The sequence below is a fragment of the Curtobacterium sp. L1-20 genome, assembly GCF_048755855.1.
Lineage (GTDB): Bacteria > Actinomycetota > Actinomycetes > Actinomycetales > Microbacteriaceae > Curtobacterium.
This window is the reverse complement of record NZ_CP151473.1, coordinates 1,473,612-1,496,875: the sequence shown is the minus strand read 5'-3', so window position 1 is coordinate 1,496,875 and position 23,264 is coordinate 1,473,612. Positions and strand designations below refer to the sequence as shown.

General features: G+C 73.7%; 18 protein-coding genes. 11 read left to right on the top strand and 7 right to left on the bottom strand.

Translation table 11 applies throughout. The annotated features are described in order from the left end of the window. Positions 1-89 precede the first annotated feature (89 nt). Together AAEP86_RS08645 and AAEP86_RS08640 are read left to right on the top strand one after the other, a co-directional pair. Positions 90-1,481: a zinc-dependent metalloprotease gene (locus AAEP86_RS08645; protein ID WP_420370135.1), complete on the top strand. Its 1,392-nt coding sequence runs from the start codon at positions 90-92 to the stop codon at positions 1,479-1,481. Between the two features lie 68 nt (positions 1,482-1,549). Next, positions 1,550-2,407: a TOMM precursor leader peptide-binding protein gene (locus AAEP86_RS08640; RefSeq protein WP_420370134.1), complete on the top strand. Its 858-nt coding sequence runs from the start codon at positions 1,550-1,552 to the stop codon at positions 2,405-2,407. Here the strand turns inward: AAEP86_RS08640 and AAEP86_RS08635 are convergent. Further along, positions 2,298-4,100 carry an ATP-dependent helicase gene (locus AAEP86_RS08635; protein WP_420370133.1) on the bottom strand — a complete coding sequence of 601 codons (1,803 nt, stop codon included), beginning with the start codon at positions 4,098-4,100 and terminating at the stop codon, positions 2,298-2,300. The genes AAEP86_RS08640 and AAEP86_RS08635 overlap by 110 nt on opposite strands. Next, positions 4,097-5,032, bottom strand: coding sequence for an NAD(+) diphosphatase (nudC, locus tag AAEP86_RS08630; protein WP_420370132.1), 936 nt, complete (start codon positions 5,030-5,032; stop codon positions 4,097-4,099). Before nudC ends, AAEP86_RS08635 begins: the two co-directional genes overlap by 4 nt. Before the next feature lie 117 nt (positions 5,033-5,149). On the opposite strand from nudC, the gene AAEP86_RS08625 reads away from it, so the two are divergent. Next, entirely contained in the window at positions 5,150-6,148 is a 999-nt protein-coding gene (locus AAEP86_RS08625) for a phosphotransferase (RefSeq protein WP_420370131.1), read from the top strand. A 108-nt stretch (positions 6,149-6,256) separates the two neighbouring features. Here AAEP86_RS08625 and AAEP86_RS08620 read toward each other — a convergent pair whose 3' ends face one another. Together AAEP86_RS08620 and AAEP86_RS08615 are read right to left on the bottom strand one after the other, a co-directional pair. Next, positions 6,257-9,502, bottom strand: a complete 3,246-nt coding sequence (locus AAEP86_RS08620) for an ATP-dependent DNA helicase (RefSeq protein WP_420370130.1) — start codon at positions 9,500-9,502, stop codon at positions 6,257-6,259. Beyond that, the gene (locus AAEP86_RS08615) at positions 9,499-12,663 is read right to left on the bottom strand and encodes an ATP-dependent helicase (RefSeq protein WP_420370129.1); all 3,165 of its coding nucleotides are present in this window, start codon (positions 12,661-12,663) and stop codon (positions 9,499-9,501) included. The genes AAEP86_RS08620 and AAEP86_RS08615 overlap by 4 nt, the downstream gene beginning before the upstream one ends. A 145-nt stretch (positions 12,664-12,808) precedes the next feature. On the opposite strand from AAEP86_RS08615, the gene AAEP86_RS08610 reads away from it, so the two are divergent. Both AAEP86_RS08610 and AAEP86_RS08605 read left to right on the top strand, forming a co-directional pair. Beyond that, complete coding sequence (locus AAEP86_RS08610; RefSeq protein WP_420370128.1) at positions 12,809-13,033, top strand: DUF3107 domain-containing protein; 225 nt, start codon at positions 12,809-12,811, stop codon at positions 13,031-13,033. 4 nt (positions 13,034-13,037) lie between these two features. Then, a complete protein-coding gene (locus tag AAEP86_RS08605; protein ID WP_420370127.1) occupies positions 13,038-13,334 on the top strand; it encodes a hypothetical protein in 297 nt (98 codons plus the stop codon). A gap of 60 nt (positions 13,335-13,394) precedes the next feature. Here the strand turns inward: AAEP86_RS08605 and AAEP86_RS08600 are convergent, their stop codons facing one another. Beyond that, positions 13,395-14,111 (bottom strand): ferritin-like fold-containing protein, encoded by a 717-nt coding sequence (locus AAEP86_RS08600; protein WP_420370126.1) that lies wholly within the window; start codon positions 14,109-14,111, stop codon positions 13,395-13,397. A 91-nt stretch (positions 14,112-14,202) separates the two neighbouring features. On the opposite strand from AAEP86_RS08600, the gene AAEP86_RS08595 reads away from it, so the two are divergent. Then, positions 14,203-15,714: a DEAD/DEAH box helicase gene (locus AAEP86_RS08595; RefSeq protein WP_420370125.1), complete on the top strand. Its 1,512-nt coding sequence runs from the start codon at positions 14,203-14,205 to the stop codon at positions 15,712-15,714. A gap of 203 nt (positions 15,715-15,917) precedes the next feature. Here the strand turns inward: AAEP86_RS08595 and AAEP86_RS08590 are convergent, their stop codons facing one another. After that, complete coding sequence (locus tag AAEP86_RS08590; RefSeq protein ID WP_420370124.1) at positions 15,918-16,790, bottom strand: PHP domain-containing protein; 873 nt, start codon at positions 16,788-16,790, stop codon at positions 15,918-15,920. A 69-nt stretch (positions 16,791-16,859) separates the two neighbouring features. On the opposite strand from AAEP86_RS08590, the gene AAEP86_RS08585 reads away from it, so the two are divergent. Together AAEP86_RS08585 and AAEP86_RS08580 are read left to right on the top strand one after the other, a co-directional pair. Continuing rightward, entirely contained in the window at positions 16,860-18,344 is a 1,485-nt protein-coding gene (locus AAEP86_RS08585; protein WP_420370123.1) for an aminopeptidase P family protein, read from the top strand. A 9-nt stretch (positions 18,345-18,353) separates the two neighbouring features. Next, complete coding sequence (locus AAEP86_RS08580) at positions 18,354-18,863, top strand: GNAT family N-acetyltransferase (protein WP_420370122.1); 510 nt, start codon at positions 18,354-18,356, stop codon at positions 18,861-18,863. 170 nt (positions 18,864-19,033) lie between these two features. Here AAEP86_RS08580 and AAEP86_RS08575 read toward each other — a convergent pair whose 3' ends face one another. Beyond that, positions 19,034-19,975 carry a general stress protein gene (locus AAEP86_RS08575; protein WP_420370121.1) on the bottom strand — a complete coding sequence of 314 codons (942 nt, stop codon included), beginning with the start codon at positions 19,973-19,975 and terminating at the stop codon, positions 19,034-19,036. A gap of 248 nt (positions 19,976-20,223) precedes the next feature. Between AAEP86_RS08575 and AAEP86_RS08570 the strand changes: the two genes are divergently transcribed. Genes AAEP86_RS08570 through AAEP86_RS08560 form a run of 3 tightly spaced genes read left to right on the top strand, consistent with a single transcriptional unit; the run spans position 20,224 to position 23,249 of the window. Then, on the top strand, positions 20,224-21,543 hold the full coding sequence (locus AAEP86_RS08570; protein ID WP_420370120.1) for a magnesium transporter MgtE N-terminal domain-containing protein: 1,320 nt from the start codon (positions 20,224-20,226) through the stop codon (positions 21,541-21,543). Between the two features lie 52 nt (positions 21,544-21,595). Then, the gene (locus AAEP86_RS08565) at positions 21,596-22,096 is read left to right on the top strand and encodes a DUF1003 domain-containing protein (protein WP_420370465.1); all 501 of its coding nucleotides are present in this window, start codon (positions 21,596-21,598) and stop codon (positions 22,094-22,096) included. Continuing rightward, the gene (locus tag AAEP86_RS08560) at positions 22,089-23,249 is read left to right on the top strand and encodes a P-loop NTPase (RefSeq protein ID WP_420370119.1); all 1,161 of its coding nucleotides are present in this window, start codon (positions 22,089-22,091) and stop codon (positions 23,247-23,249) included. Before AAEP86_RS08565 ends, AAEP86_RS08560 begins: the two co-directional genes overlap by 8 nt. Positions 23,250-23,264: the final 15 nt, after the last annotated feature.

Here is a 23,264-nt window from a genome sequence, read left to right as displayed (position 1 = left end):
GGTGCTGTTCGCCCTCGGCGCAGCGGTTCGGGCGTTCCCACGGGGGCGTCCCAGGTGCGGCCCCGTGAGCAGCGATTAGCGTAGTCGTCATGCCTGATGAACCGCAGCCGGGGCCGGACGACGACTTCCAGGAGATGCTCCGGAAGCTCCTGTCCGGCGAGGGCCAGATCGACCCCTCGCAGCTCGCCGGGGCCGCGGGGCTGCCGAACGACCCGGCCTTCGTGGCCAACCTGATGAGCCAGCTGCAGCGTGCGGCCCAGTCCGGCGGCGACGGCATCGACTTCTCCGTCGCGTCCGAGCGCGCGACCGCGATCGCCCGCGACGGCGGTCACCCGGTGGACCCCGCCACGTCGCAGGCGTCCGACCAGGCCTTCCAGGTCGCCGCGCTCTGGCTCGACGAGGCGACCACCGTCGCCGAGCTCACCGCGACCCCCAGCCTGTACACCCGCGAGCAGTGGGCGAAGGCGACCACCCCGGTGTGGGCGCAGATCGCCGAGCCGGTGGCGCTCAGCATCGCGAACGCCCTGACCGAGGCCATCGAGCAGCGGGCACCGGAACAGCTGAAGGCGATGCTCGGCGACGTCTCGAAGGCGATGCGCGGCGTCGGCGGGGCGCTCTTCGCGATCCAGCTCGGACAGGTGGTCGGCCAGCTGTCGAAGGAGGTCGTGTCCGGCGGTGACGTCGGCGTCCCGCTCCTCGACGAGCAGGTCGCCGCGCTCCTGCCCCAGAACGTCGCCGAGTTCGCCGAGGGCCTCGACGTGCCCGAGGACGAGGTCCGCATCTACCTGGCGGTCCGCGAGCTCGCCCACGCCCGGCTCTTCCGGTCGGCGCGTTGGCTGCGGCTGCACATCATCTCGTCGATCACCGACTACGCCAGGGGCATCCACATCCCGTTCGACCGGGTCGAGGAACTCGCGTCGGAGATCGACCCCACGAACCAGGAGCAGCTGCGCGACGCCCTGGCGTCGGGCGCGCTCATCCCGCCGCGCACCGAGGAACAAGAGGCAGCGCTCGCTCGCCTCGAGACGATGCTCGCGCTCGTCGAGGGGTGGGTGGACACCGTGACCGCGGCCGCCACCGCACGTCTGCCGCGCTCCGGAGCGATCGCCGAGATGGTCCGACGCCGTCGGGCCGCCGGTGGTCCGGCCGAGTCCGCGTTCGCCACCCTGGTCGGACTCGAGCTGCGCCCCCGCCGTCTGCGCGAGGCGGCGGCGATGTGGCAGCACCTCACCGACGAGCTCGGCACCGAGCAACGCGACGCCCTCTGGTCGCACTTCGACGCCGTCCCGACCTCCGAGGACATCGACTCCCCCGAGGCCTTCGTGCTGCGCCTCCGGAACCCGGGTCGCTCCGCCGAGGACGACGAGTTCGACAAGGCGCTCGAGGACCTGCTCAACGACGCGACCGGCGACCGGCCGCGCGAGGACGAGAGCGGTCACGTCGACGAGGGCCCCGGCGACGACGACACCCCGACGCGGTAGCACCGGAGTTCTCCACAGATCCTCCGCTCCACCCCCGCGGGTCGACGCGGTCCGCCAGCGTTGTGGGCATGGGCATCCGCATCGATCCGACGCTGGAGTTCGTCTGGCGCGACCCGGCGACCGTGCAGCTCGGCGTCGACCCGCCGCGCGCCGTGGTGTCGGTGCCGACGACGGGCGAGGAACGGTTCCTCAGCGCCCTGCGTCGTGAGACCGGCCGCGACGCCCTGGCCGGGGTCGCGGTGAGCACCGGCTGCCCGCCCGAGGTCGCGGCCGGTGTCCTCGGTGCGGCGTCGCCCGCGGTCGTCGAGGTCCTGCCGGAACCGCTCGCCCGCGTCGAGGTCCACGGGGCCGGCCGGCTGCCGGACGCGATCGCGGACCTGCTCTCCGGTGAGGGCGTCACCGTGACGCGGACCACCGCGCCGCGTGGCGGCCCGGTCGCCCTGCCGCCCCAGGTCCCGCGTCTGGCGGTCGTCGTCGCCGAGCACGTCGTCGACCCCGCCCTCCGCGCCGCTTGGAGTCGCCGTGACGTCCCGCACCTGGCCGTCGTCGTCGGGGACGGCCGTGTCCGGCTCGGGCCGTTCGTCGTGCCCGGTGCCGGCCCCTGTCTGCAGTGCGTGGAGTACGCCCGTGCCGACCACGATCCGGCCTGGCCTGCCATCGCCGCGCAGGTGTGGGGCCGCCCCGCGGCACCGTTGTCCCCGTACCGGGTGGCCGCGATCGGCGCGGCGACGACGCGCCTGCTGGTCGAGCGGCTCCCCCGCACCTCGCAGCAGCCGAGCAACGAGCAGCTGGTCTTCGACCGTGACGACCTGTCGGTCAGTCGACAGCCGGTGTCGTTCCACCCGCGCTGTGCGTGCCGAGCGCTGCCAGGAAACGACTCGGCGCCCGGGCACCCCCACGCGTGGAACCCAGTCGCGACCACGTGACCGTCACCGTCCGGCGCGCCCGGGTCAGTCCCACGTAGAACAGCCGGCGCTCCTCCTCGACCTCGGTGTCGGTCGATGCGTGCGAGATCGGCAGCAGCCCCTCGGCCGCACCGATCACCACGACGTTCGGCCACTCCAGGCCCTTCGACGAGTGCAGCGTGGCGAGCGTGACGGCGTCGAGGTCGGGCTCGTGGTGGGTCGCAGCGCGGTCGACGAGGTCCTGCGTGAACTGCTGCATCGTCATGCCGGCGGGCGCCGCCTCGGCGAGGCCCATGATCGCCTGCAGGGCCTCCCACTGCTCGCGGACCGCCCCCGTCCCCTCCGGCGGCGTCGGCGTCCACCCGCTGACCTGCAGGACGAGTCCGACCCGGCGGGTGAGCTCGTCGTCCGTCTGCCGCACGGCCTCGCCGCGCATGTGGTGCACGGCGAGCTTCACCTCCGGGCGGTCGAAGAACCGGGTGCCGCCCTGCACGCGGTACGGGATCCCGGCTCGGCCGAGGGCGGACTCGATCGCGGCCGACTGCGCACCCAGTCGGTAGAGCACTGCGCAGTCCCCGTACGCCGCTCCCTCGCCGACGAGGTCCGCGATGCGACGGGCGACGGTCTGCGCCTCCTCGCCGTCGTGTGCGCACGGCACGACGAGGGGTTCCGGTCCGGGTTCGGTGTGCTGCGCCACGAGGTCGAGCGCGCCGGGTTGCCCGCGCATGAGCGTGTTCGCGGCGTGCACGACCTCGGGCGTCGACCGGTAGTTCCGCTCGAGGCGCACGACGGACCCGCGCGGGAACTCCGACCCGAAGCCGAGCAGGTACCGGCTCGACGCACCGGCGAACGAGTAGATCGTCTGGCTGGCGTCGCCGACCACGCACAGGTCGTCCCGGCCGCCGAGCCACGCTCGCAGGAGGTCGTGCTGCACCGGCGACACGTCCTGGTACTCGTCGACGACGAAGAACCGGTACTGCTGCCGGACGTACGACGCCACCCGGGGCTCGGACTCGACCATGCCGAGCGTGGCGAGCAGGACGTCCTCGAAGTCCAGCTGCCGGCGGTCGTCCTTCAGCTGCTCGTAGGCGCGCATGAGGTCGAGGACCCGGCGCGGCGGGGTGTCGCGCGGCATCACCCGCTCGGCGGCCGCGGCCTCGTACTCCTCGTAGGAGAGCATCTGCACCTTGCGCCACTCGACCTCGCCGGCGAGGTCCCGCAGCACGGGGGTGTCCACCTGCAGGCCGACGGTGTCCGCGGCGTGCGCGATCATCCGCCCCTTCGACTCGACGATCCGCGGCGCGTGACCGCCGACGGTGTCCGGCCAGAAGTAGCTGAGCTGCGCCATCGCGGCCGCGTGGAACGTCCGCGCCTGGACGGTGCCGGCGCCGAGCGTCCGGAGTCGGGACCGCAGTTCGCCGGCGGCACGGGTGGTGAAGGTCAGCGCGAGGACGTGGTTCGGGGCGTAGGTCCCGGTGGCGACCCCGTACGCGATGCGGTGGGTGATCGCCCGGGTCTTGCCGGTGCCGGCGCCGGCGAGGACCGCGACCGGGCCGAGCAACGTGCGCGCGACGGTCTGCTGTTCGGCGTCGAGGGCAGCGAGGAGCTCGTCCGGCGACGGCGGCCGCAGCTCCCCGGCGGGGCCGTCGGCCCGGGGGGAGCCGCCACGGACGTCACCGGCGCGGCCGTCGACACCGCGCGCGGGGTCGCTCACGGCAGGTCCAGCGGGCCGCCGTACCACTCCTCGATGATGGCGCGGGCGATCGAGGTCTTCCCCGGCAGCAGCAGGGTGTCACCGGCACGCTCGCGGATCTCCTCGCGCGAGAACCAGCGGACGTCGAGGATCTCCACCCCGTCCGGTCGCGCCGTCGTCGGGTCGCCGTCGAGCGCGCGGGCACGGAAGCCGACCATCAGCGACGCCGGGAACGGCCAGGGCTGCGAACCGAGGTACTCCGGCTCCTCGACGTGCACGCCGGACTCCTCGAAGACCTCGCGCCGGACGGCGTCCTCGAGGGACTCCCCCGGCTCGACGAAGCCCGCCAGCAGCGAGTACCGGTCGGCGTCCCAGGCGGCGTTCGAGCCGAGCAGGATGCGGTCGTCCGCGTCGACCACGCCGACGATGATCGCGGCGTCGGTGCGCGGGAAGTGCTCGTGGCCCTCGGGGTCGCGACGGACCCAGCCACCGGTGACGACGTCGGTCGGCGACCCGGTGCGCGGGGAGAAGCCGTGCACGGCGTGCCAGTTCGCCATGGCGACGGCCTCGACGGCGAGGCCCTGGTCGCGGGCGGACAGCTCGGTGCCGAACATCCGCAGGCTCTCCCACGCAGCGTCGTCCGCCTCGATCGACGCGGCCGTCGCGGGGTCGACGAGCGCGGCGACGAAGCGGGTGCCGGCGGGGGCGTCCGGGGCGTCGGCGACGGCACGGCCGAGGTAGAGCGTGGTCGTGCCGTCGGGGACCTCGGCCGCGGTGACGAAGCGCAGCGTGCCGTCGGCGTTCCGGAGCATCTCCCCGCCGCGGACCGGCAGGTACCGCGTGGCGGGGTCCGCGCGCAGGACCTGCTCGAGGTCGTCCGTCGTCCGGAACTCGGCGTCGCGGTCGAGCTCGTTGCGGGAGAGGGGGAGCCGGCTGGCGAACTCGACGGTCACGGCAGGGAGCTCCTCGGGTCAGATCGTGGTCGGGACGCGGGACGCCGCGTGGTCCGGGGCGGTCGCGGCCAGCGTGGCGCACGCTCGACCACGGGCTGCGGACCTACCCTGAGGTGCATGGCGGGATCCCAGTTCACTCTAGCCGCGTTGGCGACCACGGCCGTGCCGGGCCTCGTCGTCACGGGCACGCGCACGCTCGGCTCGGTGGCGTCCGGGGACTACGAATCAGCCGTCCTGCGAGACGCCGACGGTGCGGAGACGGCGATCCGCCGGCCGCGGAACCAACGCGCCGAGGCACGGCAGTCCGCCGACCTGGTCGCGATCCGTGCGCTGAGCGCCGGGATCCGCACGCGCCTCCCGTTCGGTGTCGCCGAGTACCGCGGCCAGGCACCGATCGGGTCGACCCGCGCCATCGTCACCACCTACCTGACGGGCACCCACCCGACCCTGCCGATGCTCGTGGAGCGTCCCGACCTCGCCACGAGCGTCGGCCGCGCGGTCGCCGCGATCCACCAGCTGCCGACCAGCTTCGTGACCGACGCCGGCCTGCCGTCGCTCACCCCGTTCGAGGTGCTCCGCTCCGCGGTCTCCGTGATGGACCGCGCGGTCGCGACGAAGCTCGTCCCGGCGGCGCTGAAGGAACGGTGGGAGGGCGCCGCGCGCGACCAGCAGCTCTGGCAGTTCACCCCCACCGTCGTGCACGGCTCGCTCGGCACCGGAACGATCCTGGTCGACGGCGACGCGGTCTCCGGCGTCATCGACTGGGGTGAGCTGCGGCTCGGCGACCCGGCGAAGGACCTGGCATGGGTGCTCGCCGGCCGGCAGGAGGCCTTCGACACCGTCCTCAGCGCCTACGAGGCGAACGGCGGCGGCCGCGACCGCCAGCTCGCGCAGCGCGCCCGCGTGCACCACGAGCTCGAGACCGCGCAGTGGCTGCTGCACGGCGTGCAGGCCAAGAGCACCGAGGTCGTCGACGACGCGGTCGCGATGATGCACCGGCTGGTCGACGCGGTGCACGCGCCCAGCGCGGCACCGCTGCAGTCCGTCTCGCCGGAGACGATGGAGATCGGCGAGGTCGAGCAGTTGCTGTCGTCGACCGAGCGTCGACACGGCTGACGCCACCACCTGACGGTCTGGAGGCGCGGGTCGGGGCCGCACCGCGCCTCCCGTCCGACTGGTCGCGCCCTCCGCGCGGGGCGCGACCGTCCCACCCGGCAGGACCGGTCAGCCCACCGCCGCGCGCCAGGCGCGCTCGAGCCCGGCGCGGTCGAGCAGCTCCCGCGGGCGCACCTCGAGGTCGTCGGCCACGAAGTAGAAGACCGCGTCGACCTCGTCCACGGGACGCCCGGTGAACTCGGCGTAGGCGACGCGGTACAGCGCGAGCTGGAGCTGCCGCTGTGCCAGGTCGTCCGCTCCCTTCGGCGCCTTGCCGGTCTTCCAGTCGACGACCTCGGCGCGGCCGTCGATCTCGTAGACGGCGTCGAGCTTGCAGACGACGCTGTGCCCGAGGAACGGGATGTGGATCTCGCGCTCCACCTCGATCGGCGTCAGACCCGCCCACCGGGACCGCGCGAACGTGGCCTGGAAGTCGGCAAGCCGCCGGGCATCGTCGTCGGTGACCGCGGCGTCCGTCGAGCCGTCGAGCAGGTCGTCGGCGTCGAGGTCGAGCTCGTCGTCCCAGGCGTCGAGCGTCTCGAGCGAGCCGCCGCTCCGCGCGCGCTGCTCGACCCACTGGTGGAAGAGCGTGCCCAGACGGGTGGCCCGGTACGGCCGTTCGGGCATCGGCCGACGCAGCCGCTCGGCCACGGCGTCGGGCTCGGCGAGGTAGTCCTTGAACCCGGACGCCGGCACGCGGTGCGGCACGACCACGCGGTGCCGGGCGCTGCGGTTGGCTGCGCGCTCGGCGAGCAGCAGGTCGATGTCGGCGGCGAACCGACCAGCCGCCGCGGGGTTCGCGTTCCGGACCCGTTCGGCCGCGGCGACGACCCGCGCGGCGCGCTGGCCGAAGGGCACGTGCGGCCACGACTGCGTCGCACCGGCGTCGCCCAGCGGGTTCTCCTCGTGCGCCGTGGCGTCCGGGACGGCGGTGCCGTCGAGGACACCCGCGTCCACCAGGTCGCGGAGGTAGCGGCTCGGCTCGGTCGGCCGGACACCGCCCGCCCAGAAGGACCCGCTGACCAGCAGGTCGTGCTTCGCGCGGGTGAGGGCGACGTAGGTGAGCCGCCGTTCCTCGTCCTCGTTGCGGGCCTTCACCTGCTCCTTGTAGGTGTCGATCGCGAGGGTGACGCCCTTCTGGTCGTCGTGCCCGCGCCAGTCGAGCCGCGGGAGTTCCTCGGCGTCGCCGCGGAACTCGTAGGGCAGCCGCCCGAAGCCGAGCCAGCCGGTGGACCCCTCCTGCGGCCGGGCCGGCAGTGCGCCCTCGACCAGGCGCGGCACGGCGACGGCGTCCCACTCGAGGCCCTTCGACCCGTGGACGGTGAGGATCTGGACGGTGCCCGCCTCGGGTTCCTCGGACCGGGGACCCATGTCGTCCCGTCGGGCTGCCGCGTCGATCCAGCCGAGGAACGCGCCGAGGTCGGCCCGGTCGTCGGTCGTCACGAAGCCCGCCAGCTCGTCGATGAAGGCGTCGAGGAACGCCCCGCTCCCCTGCTCGTGGGCGGCGACCTCGACGTCGAGCCGCATCTCTTGGACGACCAGCGTGACGAAGTCGACGAGGTCTCCGGCCGCGCGGGACCGGAGGGCCGCCAGCTGCTGCCCGAGCTCCCGCATCCGGCGGCGTCCGACGTCGCTGATGTCGGCGAGCGCGCCGTGCTCGTGCGGAGCGGTCGCGACGAAGTCGAGCGCGTCGACGATCGAGCCGTGCTCCCCCGCGGCGACCGACGCCCGGAAGGCGGCGGTCAGGGCGTCGTCGAGTCGGTGCTGGGTGTGGTCACGGCCGAAGAGCCAGCGGGCGAGGGCGTGCAGGGCGGCGATGTCCGCCGCACCGATCCGCCACCGGGCACCGGCGAGCAGCCGGATGAGGTCGTTCCCCGCGGCGGGGTCGTGCAGGACGCGGAGGCACGCCACCAGGTCGACGATCTCGGGCCGCTGCAGCAGGCCCCCGGTCCCCAGCACGTGGTACGGCACACGGCGGTCGGCGAGCGCACCGGTGAACGCGGCGAGGTCCTTCCGGGAGCGCAGCAGGAGCGCCATCGAGCCGGACGGGTCGGCGGCGCGGCGGTCGGCGAACCACCGCGCGACGGCCGCGGCCTCCTCGGGCAGGGTCTCCGGGAAGACGACCTGCACCGTGCCCGCGTCGGCGCCCGGACGGGGTGTGAGCCGCTCGACGGCCACCTCGGACGCCTCGGACAGCGGCGCGACGACGGCGTTGGCTCCGGCGAGGACGTCGACCGGGTTCCGCCAGCTCGTCGACAGCGCGAAGGTGACCGGCCGCTCGCCGTCCTCGGCGCCGAAGTCCCGCGGGAACCGGGCCAGGTTCGCCGCGCTCGCACCCCGGAACCCGTAGATCGACTGGTGCGGGTCGCCGACCGCCATCACCGGGTGTCCGCGGAACAACCGGGCGAGGAACCGGGTCTGCACCACCGAGGTGTCCTGGTACTCGTCGAGCAGCACCACGCCGTACCGCTGGCGCAGGTCCGTCACCACGCGCGGCGCCGACTCGGCGGCGGCGAGTGCCAGGGCGATCTGGTCGGAGAACTCGACGAAGCCGCGGTCCACCTTCTGCCGGCGGAACTCCTCGACGAGGTCGACGAGGGGCTCGAGGGCGCCGACGGCGGCGACGGCGTCGGTGACGGCCTTGTAGGGCGCACCGCGGGTGTTCCCCGGGAGTTCGAGCAGTCCGGCGAAGTCCACGGCGAAGCGCCGGAGCCGAGCGGGCTCGACGAGGTGCTCGGAGACCGCCCCGGCGAGCGCCACCACCGCGGCGGTGACCGTGTCGACGTCGCGGTCGAGTCCGGCCAACCGGTCGTCCCGGGCGCCGACGACCACCCGGCGGGCCAGCTGCCAGGCGGACGGTTCGGTGAGGACCTGGGACTCGCCGTCGCGCCCCACGAGGAGGGCGTTCTCGCGGAAGACCGAGTTCGCGAACGCGTTGTACGTGGACACCGTCGGCGCCTCGAAGGCGTCGCCGGCGTCGAGCAGACCGACCTCCTCGAGCGCGCGGATGCGGTCGTTGATCCGGACGGACAGCTCCCCCGCGGCCTTGCGGGTGAAGGTCAGCCCGAGGATGCCGTCGGGGCGGACCATGCCGTTCGCGAGCAGCCAGACCACCCGGGACGCCATCGTCTCGGTCTTGCCGCTGCCGGCGCCGGCCACCACGAGCGCGGGTTGCAGCGGCGACTCGATCACGGCGCGCTGCTGGGCCGTCGGGCGCGGCCGGCCGAGGGCGTCCGCGATCGCGTCGGCACCGTGTCGGGGTCCGTCCACCACCGCGGCGGAGGGACGGCCGTCGAGGAGCTGTCCGTCGCTCACCAGGTCACCTCGCCCACGACGTGGATCCGGCACTCGACGCCGGTCCGTGCCTTCTCGCAGTGGTCGTCCACGTTGGCCAGGAAGGTCCGGCCGGCCATCCCGCGCGCGACCGTGTGCAACCGCTCGCGGTAGGCGTCGCGGGCGTCGTCGTCGAACGCCTGCTGGGTGCGCTCCGAGTAGGCCCGACCGCGCTGCGGCTTCTGCACGAACACGAGCCGGGCGTCGGCCATCACCGAGCCGGCCGGCACACCCTCGACGGCGCCGTCCTCGACCGCGAGCTGGTAGGCGCCGAGCTGCGGGTGCCCCGGCATGTCGTTCTTCTCGCTCGGCATCCAGCGTCCGGTCTTCAGGTCGACGACGCTGACGCGTCCGTCGGGGTCGACCTCGATCCGGTCGATGCTCCCCCGCATCCGGGCCGGCCCGGTGACGAGCGCGAACGACGTCTCCGCCCCGAGCAGTCGTCGACCGGCGCTCGCGAACGTGCGGAGGTAGTCGCTGAGTCCCTCGATCATCCGGCGGGTCCGGGCTCGCTCGCGGTCGGCGACCCACGGCGACTCGAAGGTCAGCTCGTCCCAGCGTCCTTCCACGTGGGACCACAGGGACTCGACGTCGACCTCGGTCGCGTGCTCCATCGCCTCGTGCACGATCGTGCCGATGCCCATCGCCGGGCTCGGGGCGCTGCCGCCGAAGGTCTGCACGAACCAGTGCACGGGGCACTCCTCGAACGTGCCGATGCGGGACGGCGACACGGACACCGTCGGTGGCACCGGTGCGGCACCGTCGGGGTCGTCCGGGTCCGCGACGGGCTCGGCGTCGAGGTCCACCAGGGGCGCCTCGGTGGAGGGCTCGGCGAGGCCCCACCAGTCGTCCGGCGAGGCGCCGGGCACCTCGGCCTCGGCGAGCCGGGCGAGCGCGGAGGCGGCCTCGTGGTCCCCGGACGCGACGACGCGACGGCGGAGCGACCCGGCGAGCCCGCGGAGCGACAGCGGGTGGACGGTCGGCTGCCGGTCCGGCGGGACGGGCACGAGCCGCACGAACGGCGACGGGGCCTCGTCGTCGTTCGCGACCGTGCCGATGACGACCTGCGTGGTCGCGCGGGAGACGGCGCGCGCGAAGAGTCGGAGCTCGTCGGCGACGACGGCCGCACGGTCGTCGACGGCGACGTGGTCGATCCCCGCCGCGGCCCGGACCAGACCGTCGGGATCGAGCAGGCTGCCACGGACGCGGGTGTTCGGCCACACGCCGTCCTGCAGCCCGAGGACCACGACGACGTCGCACTCGAGGCCGATGGTGGCCGACGGCGTCAGCACGCGGACACGGCCGGCTGTCCGGTCGGGGCCGATCGAGTCCTCGGGCAGGTCGGAGCCGAGCAGGTCGTCGACGAAGACCCGGGCGGGGGCGTCCGGCGTGCGCTCGACGAAGCGCTTCGCCGCGGTGAAGAGCCCGACGACGGCATCCAGGTGCCGGTCCGCCTCGGCGGCGCCGACGCCGCCCGAGGCCGACTGCGCACCCCAGGTCCCGGCGAGGCCACTGCGCTCCCAGAGCCCCCAGAGGATCTCCTCGATGCTCGCGTCGGCCTCGGCGTCCGCCCGGGCCTGCACGAGGCTGCGGGCGAGACGCGTGGCCCGGCGCGCGAACCCGGCGTCGACGGTCGCGAGCCGTTCCGGTGCCCCGAGCGCCTCGACGAGCAGTTCGTCGGCGGTGCGGCTGCCGCCCCCGGCGAGCTCCTCCCGCCGCAGGGCGAGCCGGAGCCGGCGCATCGCCAGCGTGTCGAGGCCACCCAGGGGCCCCGTGGCGAACGCGGTCGCGAGCACGGCGTCGAGCGGCAGCACCCCGAGCGCGACGGCCGCGGCGTCGAGCAGCGAGCGGGCCGCCGTGTCGTCCCGGGGGCGGACGGGCGCGGCACCGGCGGTCGCGGGGACCTCGGCGACGGAGAGGGCGCGCACGAGTTCGGGGATCGCGGCGCCGCTGCGGGTGACGACCGCCATCCGGTGCCATGGGACGCCGTCCATCAGGCGGTGTTCGCGGAGCCGACGGGCAACCGCGACGACCAGGGCCGCACGGCTCGCGCCCTCGAGGTGGACGACGGCGTCCGCCCGGCCGTCTGCGGCGGACGCGGCCGCGGTGCGCTGCCGGCCGGCCGCCGCAGCGCCGATCCGCCCCGTGATGCCGGAGACGAGCGCCCGGATGGCGGCGGGGTGCCGGTGCACGGTCGTCAGGACGATCTCGTCGACGGCGTCGACGCCGAGCCGCACGCCCAGACGTCCGAGGACGTCCGGCTCGGCGCCGCGGAACGCCGAGGCGGCGATGTCCGGGTCACCGAAGGCCACGACCTGCACGCCGGACCGGGCGAGGGCTCCGAGCAGCGCGATCTCGCCCTCCACCAGCTCCTGCGTGTCGTCGACCACCACGAGCCGCAACGCCGCGACGCTCGCGGGCACCTGCCCGCGCAGGACCGCCGCGGTGGCGTAGGCGACGAGTTCGGCGGCGTCGAGACTCGTGGCACGGAACGCGGTGACGGCCGCGCGGTACTCGTCGACGAAGTCCGCGACCGCGCCCCACTCCGGCCGCGCGGCGTCGTCGGCGAGTTCGCGCATGTCGTCGGGCTCGACGCCGGCGGCGACCGCCCGCATCATGACGTCACGCAGGGCGGTCCGGAACCCGGCGCGTTCACGGACCACCTCGGTGATCGGTGCCGGCCAGTCCGGCCCGGTGCCGTCGACCTCGTGCCCCTCGAGCAGGTCGGCGATGATCCGATCCTGCTCTCCGCCGGTGAGGAGCGTCGGGGGTTCCTGCCCCTGCACGGCCGCCGCGTGGGCGACGACCTGGAACGCGAGGGAGTTCACGGTACGGGCGAGCGCGCCGGGGACCGCGCGGTCGACGGCGGCGGCCAGGCGGTCGCGCAGCGCCGTCGCGGCGGTCCGCGCCGAGGTGAGGGCGAGGACGGTCGCGTGGCCGTCCGGGGAGATCGCGTCGGGTCGGCGGAGCCGGGCGGCGACGAGCCGGGTCAGCGTGGTCGTCTTGCCCGTGCCCGGTGCCCCGATGACGGCAGCGTGCCGTCCCTCGGGCACGGCGAGCACCGCGTCCTGCGACGGGTCGGCCGCGAGTGCCCGCGACACGCCCTCGGGCGCGGGGGCCGGCGTCAGGGTCGTCGTGGGCACCCTCGTACGGTAACCGCCCCGACCGACACCGACGGCACGCCACGAGCGCAGCCCACGAGACCGGTCCGCCCCGTCCGGTCCGGCGGCGCGTGCGCCTGCGGCGAACGGTCGGTGCCCCGGCGGACCGCTCGGATACGCTGTGCTCGTGGACATCAAGATCGGCATCACCAACAGCCCGCGCGAGATCGCGTTCGAGACCGCCCAGAGCGCTGACGAGATCGAGAAGGCAGTGTCCGAGGCCCTCGCGGCGAAGTCGACGCACCTCTCGCTCCAGGACGAGAAGGGCCGTCGCTTCATCGTGCCGGTCGCGTCGCTCGCCTACGTCGAGGTCGGCGCCGAGGAATCCCGCCGCATCGGCTTCGTCGCCTGACGACGTGGAACTGCTCTTCGCAGTCCTCGGCGGTCTGATCGTCGGGGCGGTCGCCCACGTCGTGCTGCCGTGGCGGTCGACGCGGGGCTCGCTGCTCGGGCCGGCCCTCGGTGGCATCGCGGCCGCGGTCCTCTGGGAGGCGCTGACCTGGGCGGGGTGGCAGTACGACGGCGGCTGGATCTGGGTCGTCGCGCTCGCCGGCGCGGGAGTGGTCGCGCTCGTCACGGAGTGGCTGCTCGGGCGACGCCGCTCGGCCGCGGACACCGCGTTCTACGAGCGCGTCAAGGCCCGCGGCGCCTGAGCACCGGACCGATGCGTCCGGCCGTCGGGTCGGCCGCATCACGTCGCCAGCCCCAGCGGCTCAGGCAGTCAGCCCCAACGCGTCCATCCGGCGCGTGTGCGCCGCGATGAGCTCGGTCCAGACCGGTTCGAGCCGCGACTGGTCCTCGCGGGCGTGCGAGGCCAACGCCGACCGCGCCACGAGGAGCGTGTCACCGACGAGCCGTCGACCCCACATCGCCAGGCGGGACCCGACCTGCGGTTCCTCCTCGATGCGAGCGGTGAGCTCCTCGACGACGGCGGCCTCCTCGCGCGCATCGAACACGTTCTTCAGCCGTTGCCGGACGTCGGCGGGCAGCGACCGCAGCAGGCTGCCGAACAGGTCGTTGAGGATGCCGGCCGTGACGTAGCCGGTGAGCATCGACTCGTACCAGTCCGCGCCGTTCGTCCGGTCGAGGAAGAGGTCGATCGCCTCGCGGTGCGGAGCCATCAAGGCCGCGGGGTCGCCCCCGGTGCGCTCGATCTCTGCGACGATGGTCCGGTGCCGCTCGAGTGCGGTGGTCGCCAGCACACCGGTGACCAACCGACCGGACAACGTGGGGGCACCGGCTCCGGCGCGACCCATGGTCTCGTAGAGCGACAGCTGCAGGTAGGCCGCCTGGCCGAGGTAGACGTCGAGCTCCGGGCTGACGTCGTCCAGCTGCAGGCGTTCCACGGGCGATGCGTTCCGCGGGTTCCGCGACGCGAGCCACGCGGCGGCGAGCTGCGCAGCGCGCTTCCGGTTCCACCACGACACCACCCGAAGAGCATAGCGGGAACCGCCCCGCGCCCACGCCTGACCGGCCCGTCGGTAGACTGGTCGGGACTTCCACCAGAACTAAGGTGATCCTTTGACTTTCTCAGACCTCAACATCGAGCAGGACATCGTCGATGCGCTCGCCGGCAAGGGCATCCTCGAGCCCTTCCCGATCCAGCAGCAGACGATCCCGCTCGCCCTCACCGGCCAGGACATCATCGGCCAGGCGAAGACGGGCACCGGCAAGACCTTCGGGTTCGGCCTCCCGCTCATCCAGCGCCTCGGCGCCGACCCGGCCCCCGGCGTGAAGGCGCTCGTCGTCGTCCCGACCCGCGAACTCGCGGTGCAGGTCACCGAGGACCTCGAGCTGGCCGCGTCGAACCGCCCGACCACGATCGTGTCGATCTACGGCGGCAAGGCGTACGAGGGCCAGATCGAGCAGCTCAAGGCCGGCGCGCAGATCGTCGTCGGCACCCCGGGCCGCCTCATCGACCTGCAGCGCCAGCGCATGCTGGACCTGTCGCACGTGCAAGAGGTCGTCCTCGACGAGGCCGACCGCATGCTCGACCTCGGCTTCCTGTCGGACATCGAGCGGATCTTCCAGGCCATCCCCGAGGTGCGGCACACGATGCTGTTCTCGGCGACGATGCCGGCCCCGATCGTGGCGCTCGCCCGCCGGTTCATGAGCCGCCCGGTGCACATCCGCGCGACCGACCCGGACGAAGGCCTCATGCAGGCCAACATCAAGCACCTCATCTACCGGGCGCACTCGCTCGACAAGGACGAGGTCATCGCCCGCATCCTCCAGGCCGAGGGCCGCGGCAAGACCGTGATCTTCACCCGGACCAAGCGTGCGGCGGCGAAGCTCGTCGAGGAGCTCAAGGACCGCGGGTTCAACGCGGCCGCCGTGCACGGTGACCTCAACCAGGAACAGCGCGAGCGCGCGATGGCCGCCTTCAAGGCCGGCAAGCGCGACGTGCTCATCGCGACCGACGTCGCGGCCCGCGGCATCGACGTGGACGACGTCACGCACGTCATCAACCACACGATCCCGGACGACCCCGACACGTACCTGCACCGCGCCGGCCGCACGGGCCGCGCCGGCAAGACCGGCATCGCGGTCACGTTCGTCGACTGGGACGACCTGCACAAGTGGACGCTCATCGACAAGGCCCTCGAGTTCGGCATCCCCGAGCCCGTCGAGACCTACTCGTCGTCGCCGCACCTGTTCGAGGAACTCGACATCCCGAAGGGCACGAAGGGCCGCCTCCCCGGCGCCTCGGCGCACGCCGCCTCCGCCGGTGGCCCCGCCGAGAAGCGATCGGGCGACCGGCAGCGCAGCGGCTCGCGTCCGCCCCGCACCCGCACCCGGTCGGGAGGCACGGAGCAGTCCGCCCCGCGAGCCACCGCCGACGACGCTGCGGTCCAGGGCACGGACCCGTCGACCCCGCAGGGTCCCGACGTGGCCACCGACGGCACGACCGCCGAGGGCGGCTCGACCGACGGTGCCGCGAAGCGTCGCCGTCGGCGTCGCCGCCGCGGTGCCGGCAGCGGCTCCTCCGAGGCGACCGCCTCGGCACCGCAGGGCACGTCGGACGGCGAGTAGCGCCTCCAGGACGAAGGGCCCGTCGCTGACGCGACGGGCCCTTCGTCGTCCCCGCCCGCGCAACTCGCGCGGCCGGATCTCTGCTCCGCGCTCCGCGGAAGCGACAGATTGCCGGGAACCCTCGGCAGGAACCTGTCGCTTCGGCGGGGCGATCCACGCGCGGATGCCGAGACGTGTCGCTTCCGCGGCACCGACGCCGAGGGTCAGGACAAGCGGCTGCCGGTACCGACGACGGGCGCGCTCCCCGTGGCCGTCGACCGGATGACGTCGAACGCGGCGAGGGCCGTGCGGTGCTCGCCCAGGCGGTTCGGCTTCCCCGTGCCGTGGTAGTCGCTCGACCCGGTGACGAAGAGGCCGTACCGTCCGGCCCAGTCGAGGAGCGTGCGCTTGCCGTGCGCGATGTTCTCGCGGTGGTCGACCTCGAGGCCGCCGAGGCCGGCGTCGACGAGCTCGCGGAGCATCGGTTCGTCGATGACGATCCCGCGGGAGGACGCCGCCGGGTGCGCGATCACGGGGACGCCGCCTGCCTGCCGGATCAGCTCGACGCCCCGCAGCGGGGTCGGCGCCTCGTGCGGTTCGTAGTAGCCGGACGCCGGGTGCAGGATGCCGCGGAACGCCGCACTGCGATCGGCCTCGAGCCCGCGGGCGACGAGGGCGTCGGCGATGTGCGGTCGACCGATCGTCGCGCCGTCGCGGGACTGGGCGAGGACGTCGTCCCAGGTGATCGGGTGGTCGCGGCCGATGCGGTCCACCATGCGGCGTGCCCGGGCGAGCCGCCCGTCGCGGATCCGACCGGTCTCCGCGACCAGACCGGCGTCGTCGGGGTCGACGAGGTAGCCGAGGACGTGCACGCTGCGGTGCCCGACCCGGGTGCTGAGCTCGAGGGCGGGGAGCAGGGTGAGCGGCAGGTCGCGCGCGGTCGCCGCGGCCTCGGCCCAGCCCGCGGTCGTGTCGTGGTCCGTCAGCGCGACGCCGTCCAGTCCGGCGGCCGCTGCCGCTCGGACGAGGTCCGCGGGTCGCTCGGTGCCGTCGGAGACGCTCGAGTGCGCGTGCAGGTCGATGAACGGATCGGGCACGGGTCAATGCTATCCACAGGTGAGGAGGCGCACAGGCCGTGGTCCGTCGGGCGGTGCGATGATGGGGACATGGCCGACACCACTCCCCGCGCGACGAGCAACCGATCCACGACCCCCGGGTCCTCGACGTTCAAGGACTACATCGGCTCGCAGTGGGCCGACCGCGACCGACCGCTGCCCGAGCCGCGCGAGCAGGCCGCGTTCGCCGCGGAACGTCGAGCGCGCATCTCCGAGCTGCACCCCGGTCGCACGATCGTCGTCCCGGCCGGCCAGGCGAAGGTCCGGTCGAACGACTGCGACTACCCGTTCCGCCCGCACTCCGCGTTCGCGCACCTGACCGGTTGGGGCACCGACACCGTCGTCGGCTCCGTGCTCGTCATGACGCCCAACGGCTCCGGGCACGACGCCACGCTCTACTTCCGCGCCACGGCAGGCCGCGACTCCGAGGAGTTCTACGCGAACCCGGAGATCGGTGAGTTCTGGGTCGGACCGCGTCCGTCGCTCGACGAGGTCGCGGCCGACCTCGGCCTCGCGACCGCCGACCTGGGCGACTTCGCCGCGGCGACCGACGCGCTCGACGCCTCGGTCCTGCTCGTGCGGGACGCCGACGCCGACCTGACGCGTTCGTTCGACGAGCGTCTCGGCAGCGCCGTCGGTGGCGCCGCCGAGACCGACGGCGCACCGGCGACCGACGACGCCCTGGCCCGCGACCTCTCCGAGCTCCGCCTGGTCAAGGACGCGTACGAGGTGAACGAGCTGCGCAAGGCCGTCGACGCGACCGGGGCCGGCTTCGACGACGTGATCGCCGACTTCGACGCCGTGCTCGCCCACCCGCGCGGCGAGCGGATCGTCGAGGGGACCTTCAACCGGCGCGCCCGAGCGGACGGCAACACCGTCGGCTACGACACGATCGCCGCATCCGGCCACCACGCCTGCATCCTGCACTGGACCCGGAACGACGGCGCCGTCCAGCCGGGTGACCTCATCCTCATCGACGCCGGTGTCGAGGTCGACTCGTTCTACACCGCCGACATCACCCGGACCCTGCCGGTCAGCGGCACCTTCACCGACGTCCAGCGGATGGTCTACGAGGCCGTCCTCGAAGCCGCCGACGCCGCGTTCGCCATCGTGAGGCCGGGCATCACGTTCCGTCAGGTCCACGCCACGGCGATGGAGGTCATCGCGCGGAAGACCGCCGAGTGGGGCTTCCTGCCCGGCACCGCCGAAGAGTCCCTGCAGCAGGAGAACCAGTTCCACCGCCGCTACATGGTGCACGGCACGAGCCACCACCTCGGCCTCGACGTCCACGATTGCGCGAAGGCCCGACGCGAGATGTACATCGACGGCGTCGTGCAGCCCGGCATGGTGTTCACGATCGAGCCCGGCCTGTACTTCCAGCAGGACGACCTCACCGTTCCCGAGGAGTTCCGCGGCATCGGCGTCCGGATCGAGGACGACATCCTCGTGACCGAGGATGGCGCCGAGAACCTGTCCGTCGGCATCCCCCGGACCCCCTCGGAAGTGGAGGGGTGGATCGCCCGCTCCGGCCGCTAGCCTGAGCGGGTGACGACGCCCGAGGCCTCAGCCAGTCCGAACCCCGCCGGCAACGCGGAGGGGTCCGCCGTGTTCGTGATCGACGTCGAGCACTTCGACTCCCCCGACGCGCAGCGCCTCCGTGCCGCCCAGCGGCTGGAGATCGACCGCGCCTACGGCGGCGACACCGAGCCCGGCGAGAAGCCCACCGCCGAGTCCATCGCGGTCTTCTTCGTCGCGCGTGACGAGGACGGCACGCCGCTCGCCTGCGGCGGTCTGCGCGTCGTCGACGACGGGATCACCGAGATCAAGCGCATGTACGTCCGGCCGGAGTCCCGCGGGTCGGGGGTCGCGGCCGCGATGCTGCGTCGGTTGGAGGAAGCGGCGCTCGACCTCGGGTCGCCGGCGCTCGTCCTCGAGACCGGCAACGAGCAGAAGCGGGCGATCGGCTTCTACGAGCGCGAGGGCTTCGCACGGATGGCCAACTTCGGGCCGTACGTCGGTGTGCCGACGTCGATCTGCTACTCGAAGGTCCTCTAGGACCAGCACGAGGTCGCACGAACGGCCGCTCCCCGTGCTCGGGAGCGGCCGTTCGTGCGACCTCAGCGGACGCGGATGCGGGCGCATCGGACGCGGGCGCGGCGCCCGCGCCGGACGCGAGCGCGCCGGACGCGGGCGGTGCGTGACCTCGAGCGGGGCCCCCGCCGACGTCAGCGGGACTCGTCGTCCTTCGAGTCGTGCTGCGAGGACTCGGGCGCCGTGGACTCCGGCGCGGAACCCGGCGTCCCCCCGGTGACCCGCTCGCCGTACCGCGGCGGCTCGTCCGCACGGGGCTGCGGCGCTGCCGCCGGACGGGTCGGCTCCGGGGTCGTCGACGGCGTCTCGCCGTAGCGCGGCCCGTCGTTCGTGCCGTAGCGCGGCCCGTCGTTCGTGCCGTACCGCGGCGCACCGGTCTGCGCGCCGGGGGCCGACGTGCCGGGCTGCTGCGCGCCTCCCGGCTGCTGGTGCGGGGTGGCGTGACCGCCGTAGGGCGAGCCCTGGGACGGCCCCGACTGCCCGTTCTGCGGGCCCGGACGCCACGGCTGCTGCGGCGGCTGCCCCTGGAAGCCGGCACCGGGTGCGCCCGGGGCTCCGGGCGTGCCCGGGTTCCAGTGCGTCTGCGGGGCAACGCCCGCCTGGCCGAGGATGGTGCGCGCCTGACCGACGAGCTGCGGGGCGACGACGATCTGGTAGTTCGTGGCGAGGACCTGGTGCACGCTCGTGAAGTCCCGCTGCCGCTTGGTGATGGCGAACGAGACGATGCCGTAGAGCATGCCGAAGGCGGCGCCGATGATCGCGGCGGCGAGGATGAGTCCGCCGGCGCTCGGCGAGAACAGGGTGAGCACGATGCCGAAGAAGATGCCGAGCCAGAGGCCGGACAGGGCGCCGGCGATGGCTGCGCGTCCGTAGGTCATCTTCCCGGTGACCCGCTCGACGGTCTTGAGGTCGTTGCCGACGATCGAGACCTGGTTGACGGGGAAGTCGGCCTCGGCGAGCTTCGCCACGACGCGCTGGGCGTCGGGGTAGCTGTCGTAGGTGCCGAGGACGTCGCCCTTGGGCAGCGTCGGGAAGGCCTGGGCGGTCCTGCCGGCGAAGGGGCTCTGATTGCTCACCCAGCCATCATCCACCGGGCACCTTGCGATCGCACGTGCGGCTCCCGGGAACACCCCGGCAGGGGCGGGACGGGAACCCCCGGCAGGGGCGGGACGGGAACCCCCGGCAGGGGCGGGACGGGAACCCCCGGCCGGGGCGGGACGGGCGCCCCCGCAGCGGCCTGGCGGGAACCCCCGGCACGGGCGGGTCGGGACCCGCGGCCGACCCGGGCGGGGAACCCGCACCCGCTGCGACTACGCTGGGTCGGGTGAGCGCCACGAAGGTCTTCGTCGCCCGCCTCGCCGGGTGCTCCGTCTTCGACCCCGCGGGCGACCGCGTCGGCAGGGTACGGGACGTCCTCGTCGTCTACCGGCGCGTCGACGCCCCGCACGTCGTCGGCCTCATCGTCGAGGTGCCGGGCAAGCGCCGCATCTTCGTGAGCATCGGCCGGATCACGTCGATCGGTGCCGGGCAGGTCATCACCACCGGGCTGGTGAACATGCGCCGCTTCGAGCAGCGCGGCGGCGAGGTCCGGGTGATCGCCGAGATGCTCGGCCGCAAGGTCCTCATCAAGAAGGAGCGCATCCGCGCCACCATCGAGGACGTCGCGATCGAGGACCGCGGTCAGGGCGACTGGGAGGTGTCGCAGCTCTTCCTCCGCAAGCCGAAGACGACGCCGTCGCCGTTCGGCAAGGGCCCCACGACCTTCGCGACGTGGAACGAGGTCACCGAGGACGAACTCCCCGGCGAGGCCCAGTCCGCCGAGCACGTCATCGCCGCCTACTCCGACCTGCTGCCCGCCGACCTCGCGTCGACGCTGCTCGACCTGCCCGAGGAACGCCGCTTCGAGGTCGCCGAGGAGCTCCCGGACGACCGCCTCGCGGACGTGCTCGAGGAGATGCCCGACCAGCAGCGCATCGAGATCCTCACGCGGCTGGTGGACTCCCGCGCCGCCGACGTCCTCGACCACATGCAACCGGACGACGCCGCCGACGTGCTCGCGCAGTTCTCCGACGAGCGCAGCGAAGCCCTCCTCCAGCTCATGGAGCCGGAGGAGGCGCAGGACGTCCGCATGCTCCTCGAGTACGAGCCGGACACCGCGGGCGGTCTCATGACGACCGAGCCGGTGATCGTGTCGGCCGACGCGACCGTCGCCGAGGGGCTCGCGCTGGTCCGTCGCCACGAACTCGCCCCGGTGCTCGGCGCCGCGGTCTGCGTCACGCTGCCGCCGTACGAGCCGCCGACCGGTCGCTTCCTCGGCCTCGTGCACTTCCAGCGGATGCTGCGGTACCCGCCGAACGAGCGGCTCGGCACCCTCATCGACCAGCAGACCGAACCGGTCCGGGTCGACGCGAGCGCCGCGGAGGTCACCCGCATCATGGCGACCTACAACCTGCTGTCCGTCCCCGTGGTCGACGACGCCCACCGACTCGTCGGGGTGGTGACGATCGACGATGTCCTCGACCACGTCCTGCCGGACGACTGGCGAAGTCAGGGCGAGGGGGAACCCTCACCGCTCCCACGCCAACGCCCGCGCAAGACGCCCGTGACGACGGGAAGGAGGACCACCCGTGGCCCGAACGGATGAGAACCGCCAGGAGCGCCTCGAGCGTCAGGAACGCCTCGACTCGCCGAAGGGCATGCGCACGCGCGTGCTCCCCACCCGCCGTCGCTCGGGCCGGGGCGACACGTTCGGTCGTGCCACCGAGGGCATCGCCCGCGCCATGGGGACACCCTGGTTCCTGGTCGGCCTGACGCTGTTCTGCGTGGTCTGGATGGGCTACAACACGCTCGCGCCGAAGTCGTGGCAGTTCGACTCCGCGGCGATCGGCTTCACCGCGCTCACCCTCGTGCTGTCCCTGCAGGCGTCGTACGCCGCACCGCTGATCCTGCTCGCGCAGAACCGTCAGGACGACCGCGACCGTGTGCAGTTCGAGCAGGACCGGCAGCGCGCCGAGCGGAACCTCGCGGACACCGAGTACCTCGCCCGCGAGGTCGTCGCACTCCGTCTCGCGATGCGCGACATGGCCTCGAAGGACTTCATCCGCGCCGAGATCCGGTCGCTGCTCGAGGAGCTCGACCGGCGGGACGCGGAGGACGCCGGCTTCGCCGACGAGCCCGGCAGCACCGCCCGTGGCTGAGGCCGTCTCCCCCGACGAACGGCTCGGTTCGGCGGTCCTCGCTGCGCTCGGCCGCGTCGTCGACCCCGAGATCCGTCGCCCCGTCACGGAGCTCGACATGATCCGCGGCGTGGACGTGCAGCCGGGAGGCGCGGTGCGCGTCGACCTGCAGCTCACGATCGTCGGGTGCCCGGCCGCCGACACGATCGAGCGCGACGTGCGCGCCGCCGCCGGCTCGGTGGACGGCGTCACCACGGTGGCGGTCGACGTGTCGGTCATGGCGCCGGCGACGCGGGCCGCGCTCACCGAGCGGCTCCGTGCCGGCCGGCCGAAGGGCGTGCAGTTCACACCCGACTCGCTGACCCGGGTCATCGCCGTCACGAGCGGCAAGGGCGGTGTCGGCAAGTCCACCGTCACGGCGAACCTCGCCGTCGCGCTCGCGGCGCGCGGCCAGCGGGTGGGCGTCGTCGACGTCGACGTGCACGGCTTCAGCATCCCGGGCCTGATGGGGCTCACCGACGCCGCGGGTGTGGCGCCGCGCCCTACCCGGGTGGACAGCATGATCCTGCCGCCGGTGGCGCACGACGTGAAGGTCGTGTCGATCGGCATGTTCGTCGACGACGTCTCGACCGCGGTGTCGTGGCGCGGACCGATGCTGCACCGCACCGTGAGCCAGTTCCTGACGGACGTGTGGTTCGGGGACCTCGACGTGCTCCTGCTCGACCTGCCGCCCGGCACCGGGGACGTGGCGATCTCGGTCGGCCAGCTGCTCCCCCACGCCGAGGTGCTCGTCGTGACCACACCCCAGGCCGCTGCGGCCGACGTGGCCGAGCGCAGCGGGATCGTCGCCCGGCAGACCGGGCAGCGGGTCATCGGCGTCGTCGAGAACATGGCCGGCCTGGTGCAGCCGGACGGCTCCGTCCTGGACCTGTTCGGCGAGGGCGGCGGCGAGGAGACCGCGCGGCGGCTCTCCCGCGGTCAGGACGTCCCGGTGCCGGTGCTCGGCAGCGTGCCGCTGTCGGTCCCGCTGCGCGAGGGCGGCGACGCCGGGGTCCCCGTGGTCCTGCGTGCGCCGTCCGACCCGGCGGCCGTGGCCCTGACGGCGATCGCGGACCGGATCACGACGATGGGCCGGGGCCTCGTCGGCCGCAAGCTCGGGCTGACGCTCTCGTAGCGTCGGCTGCTGTCC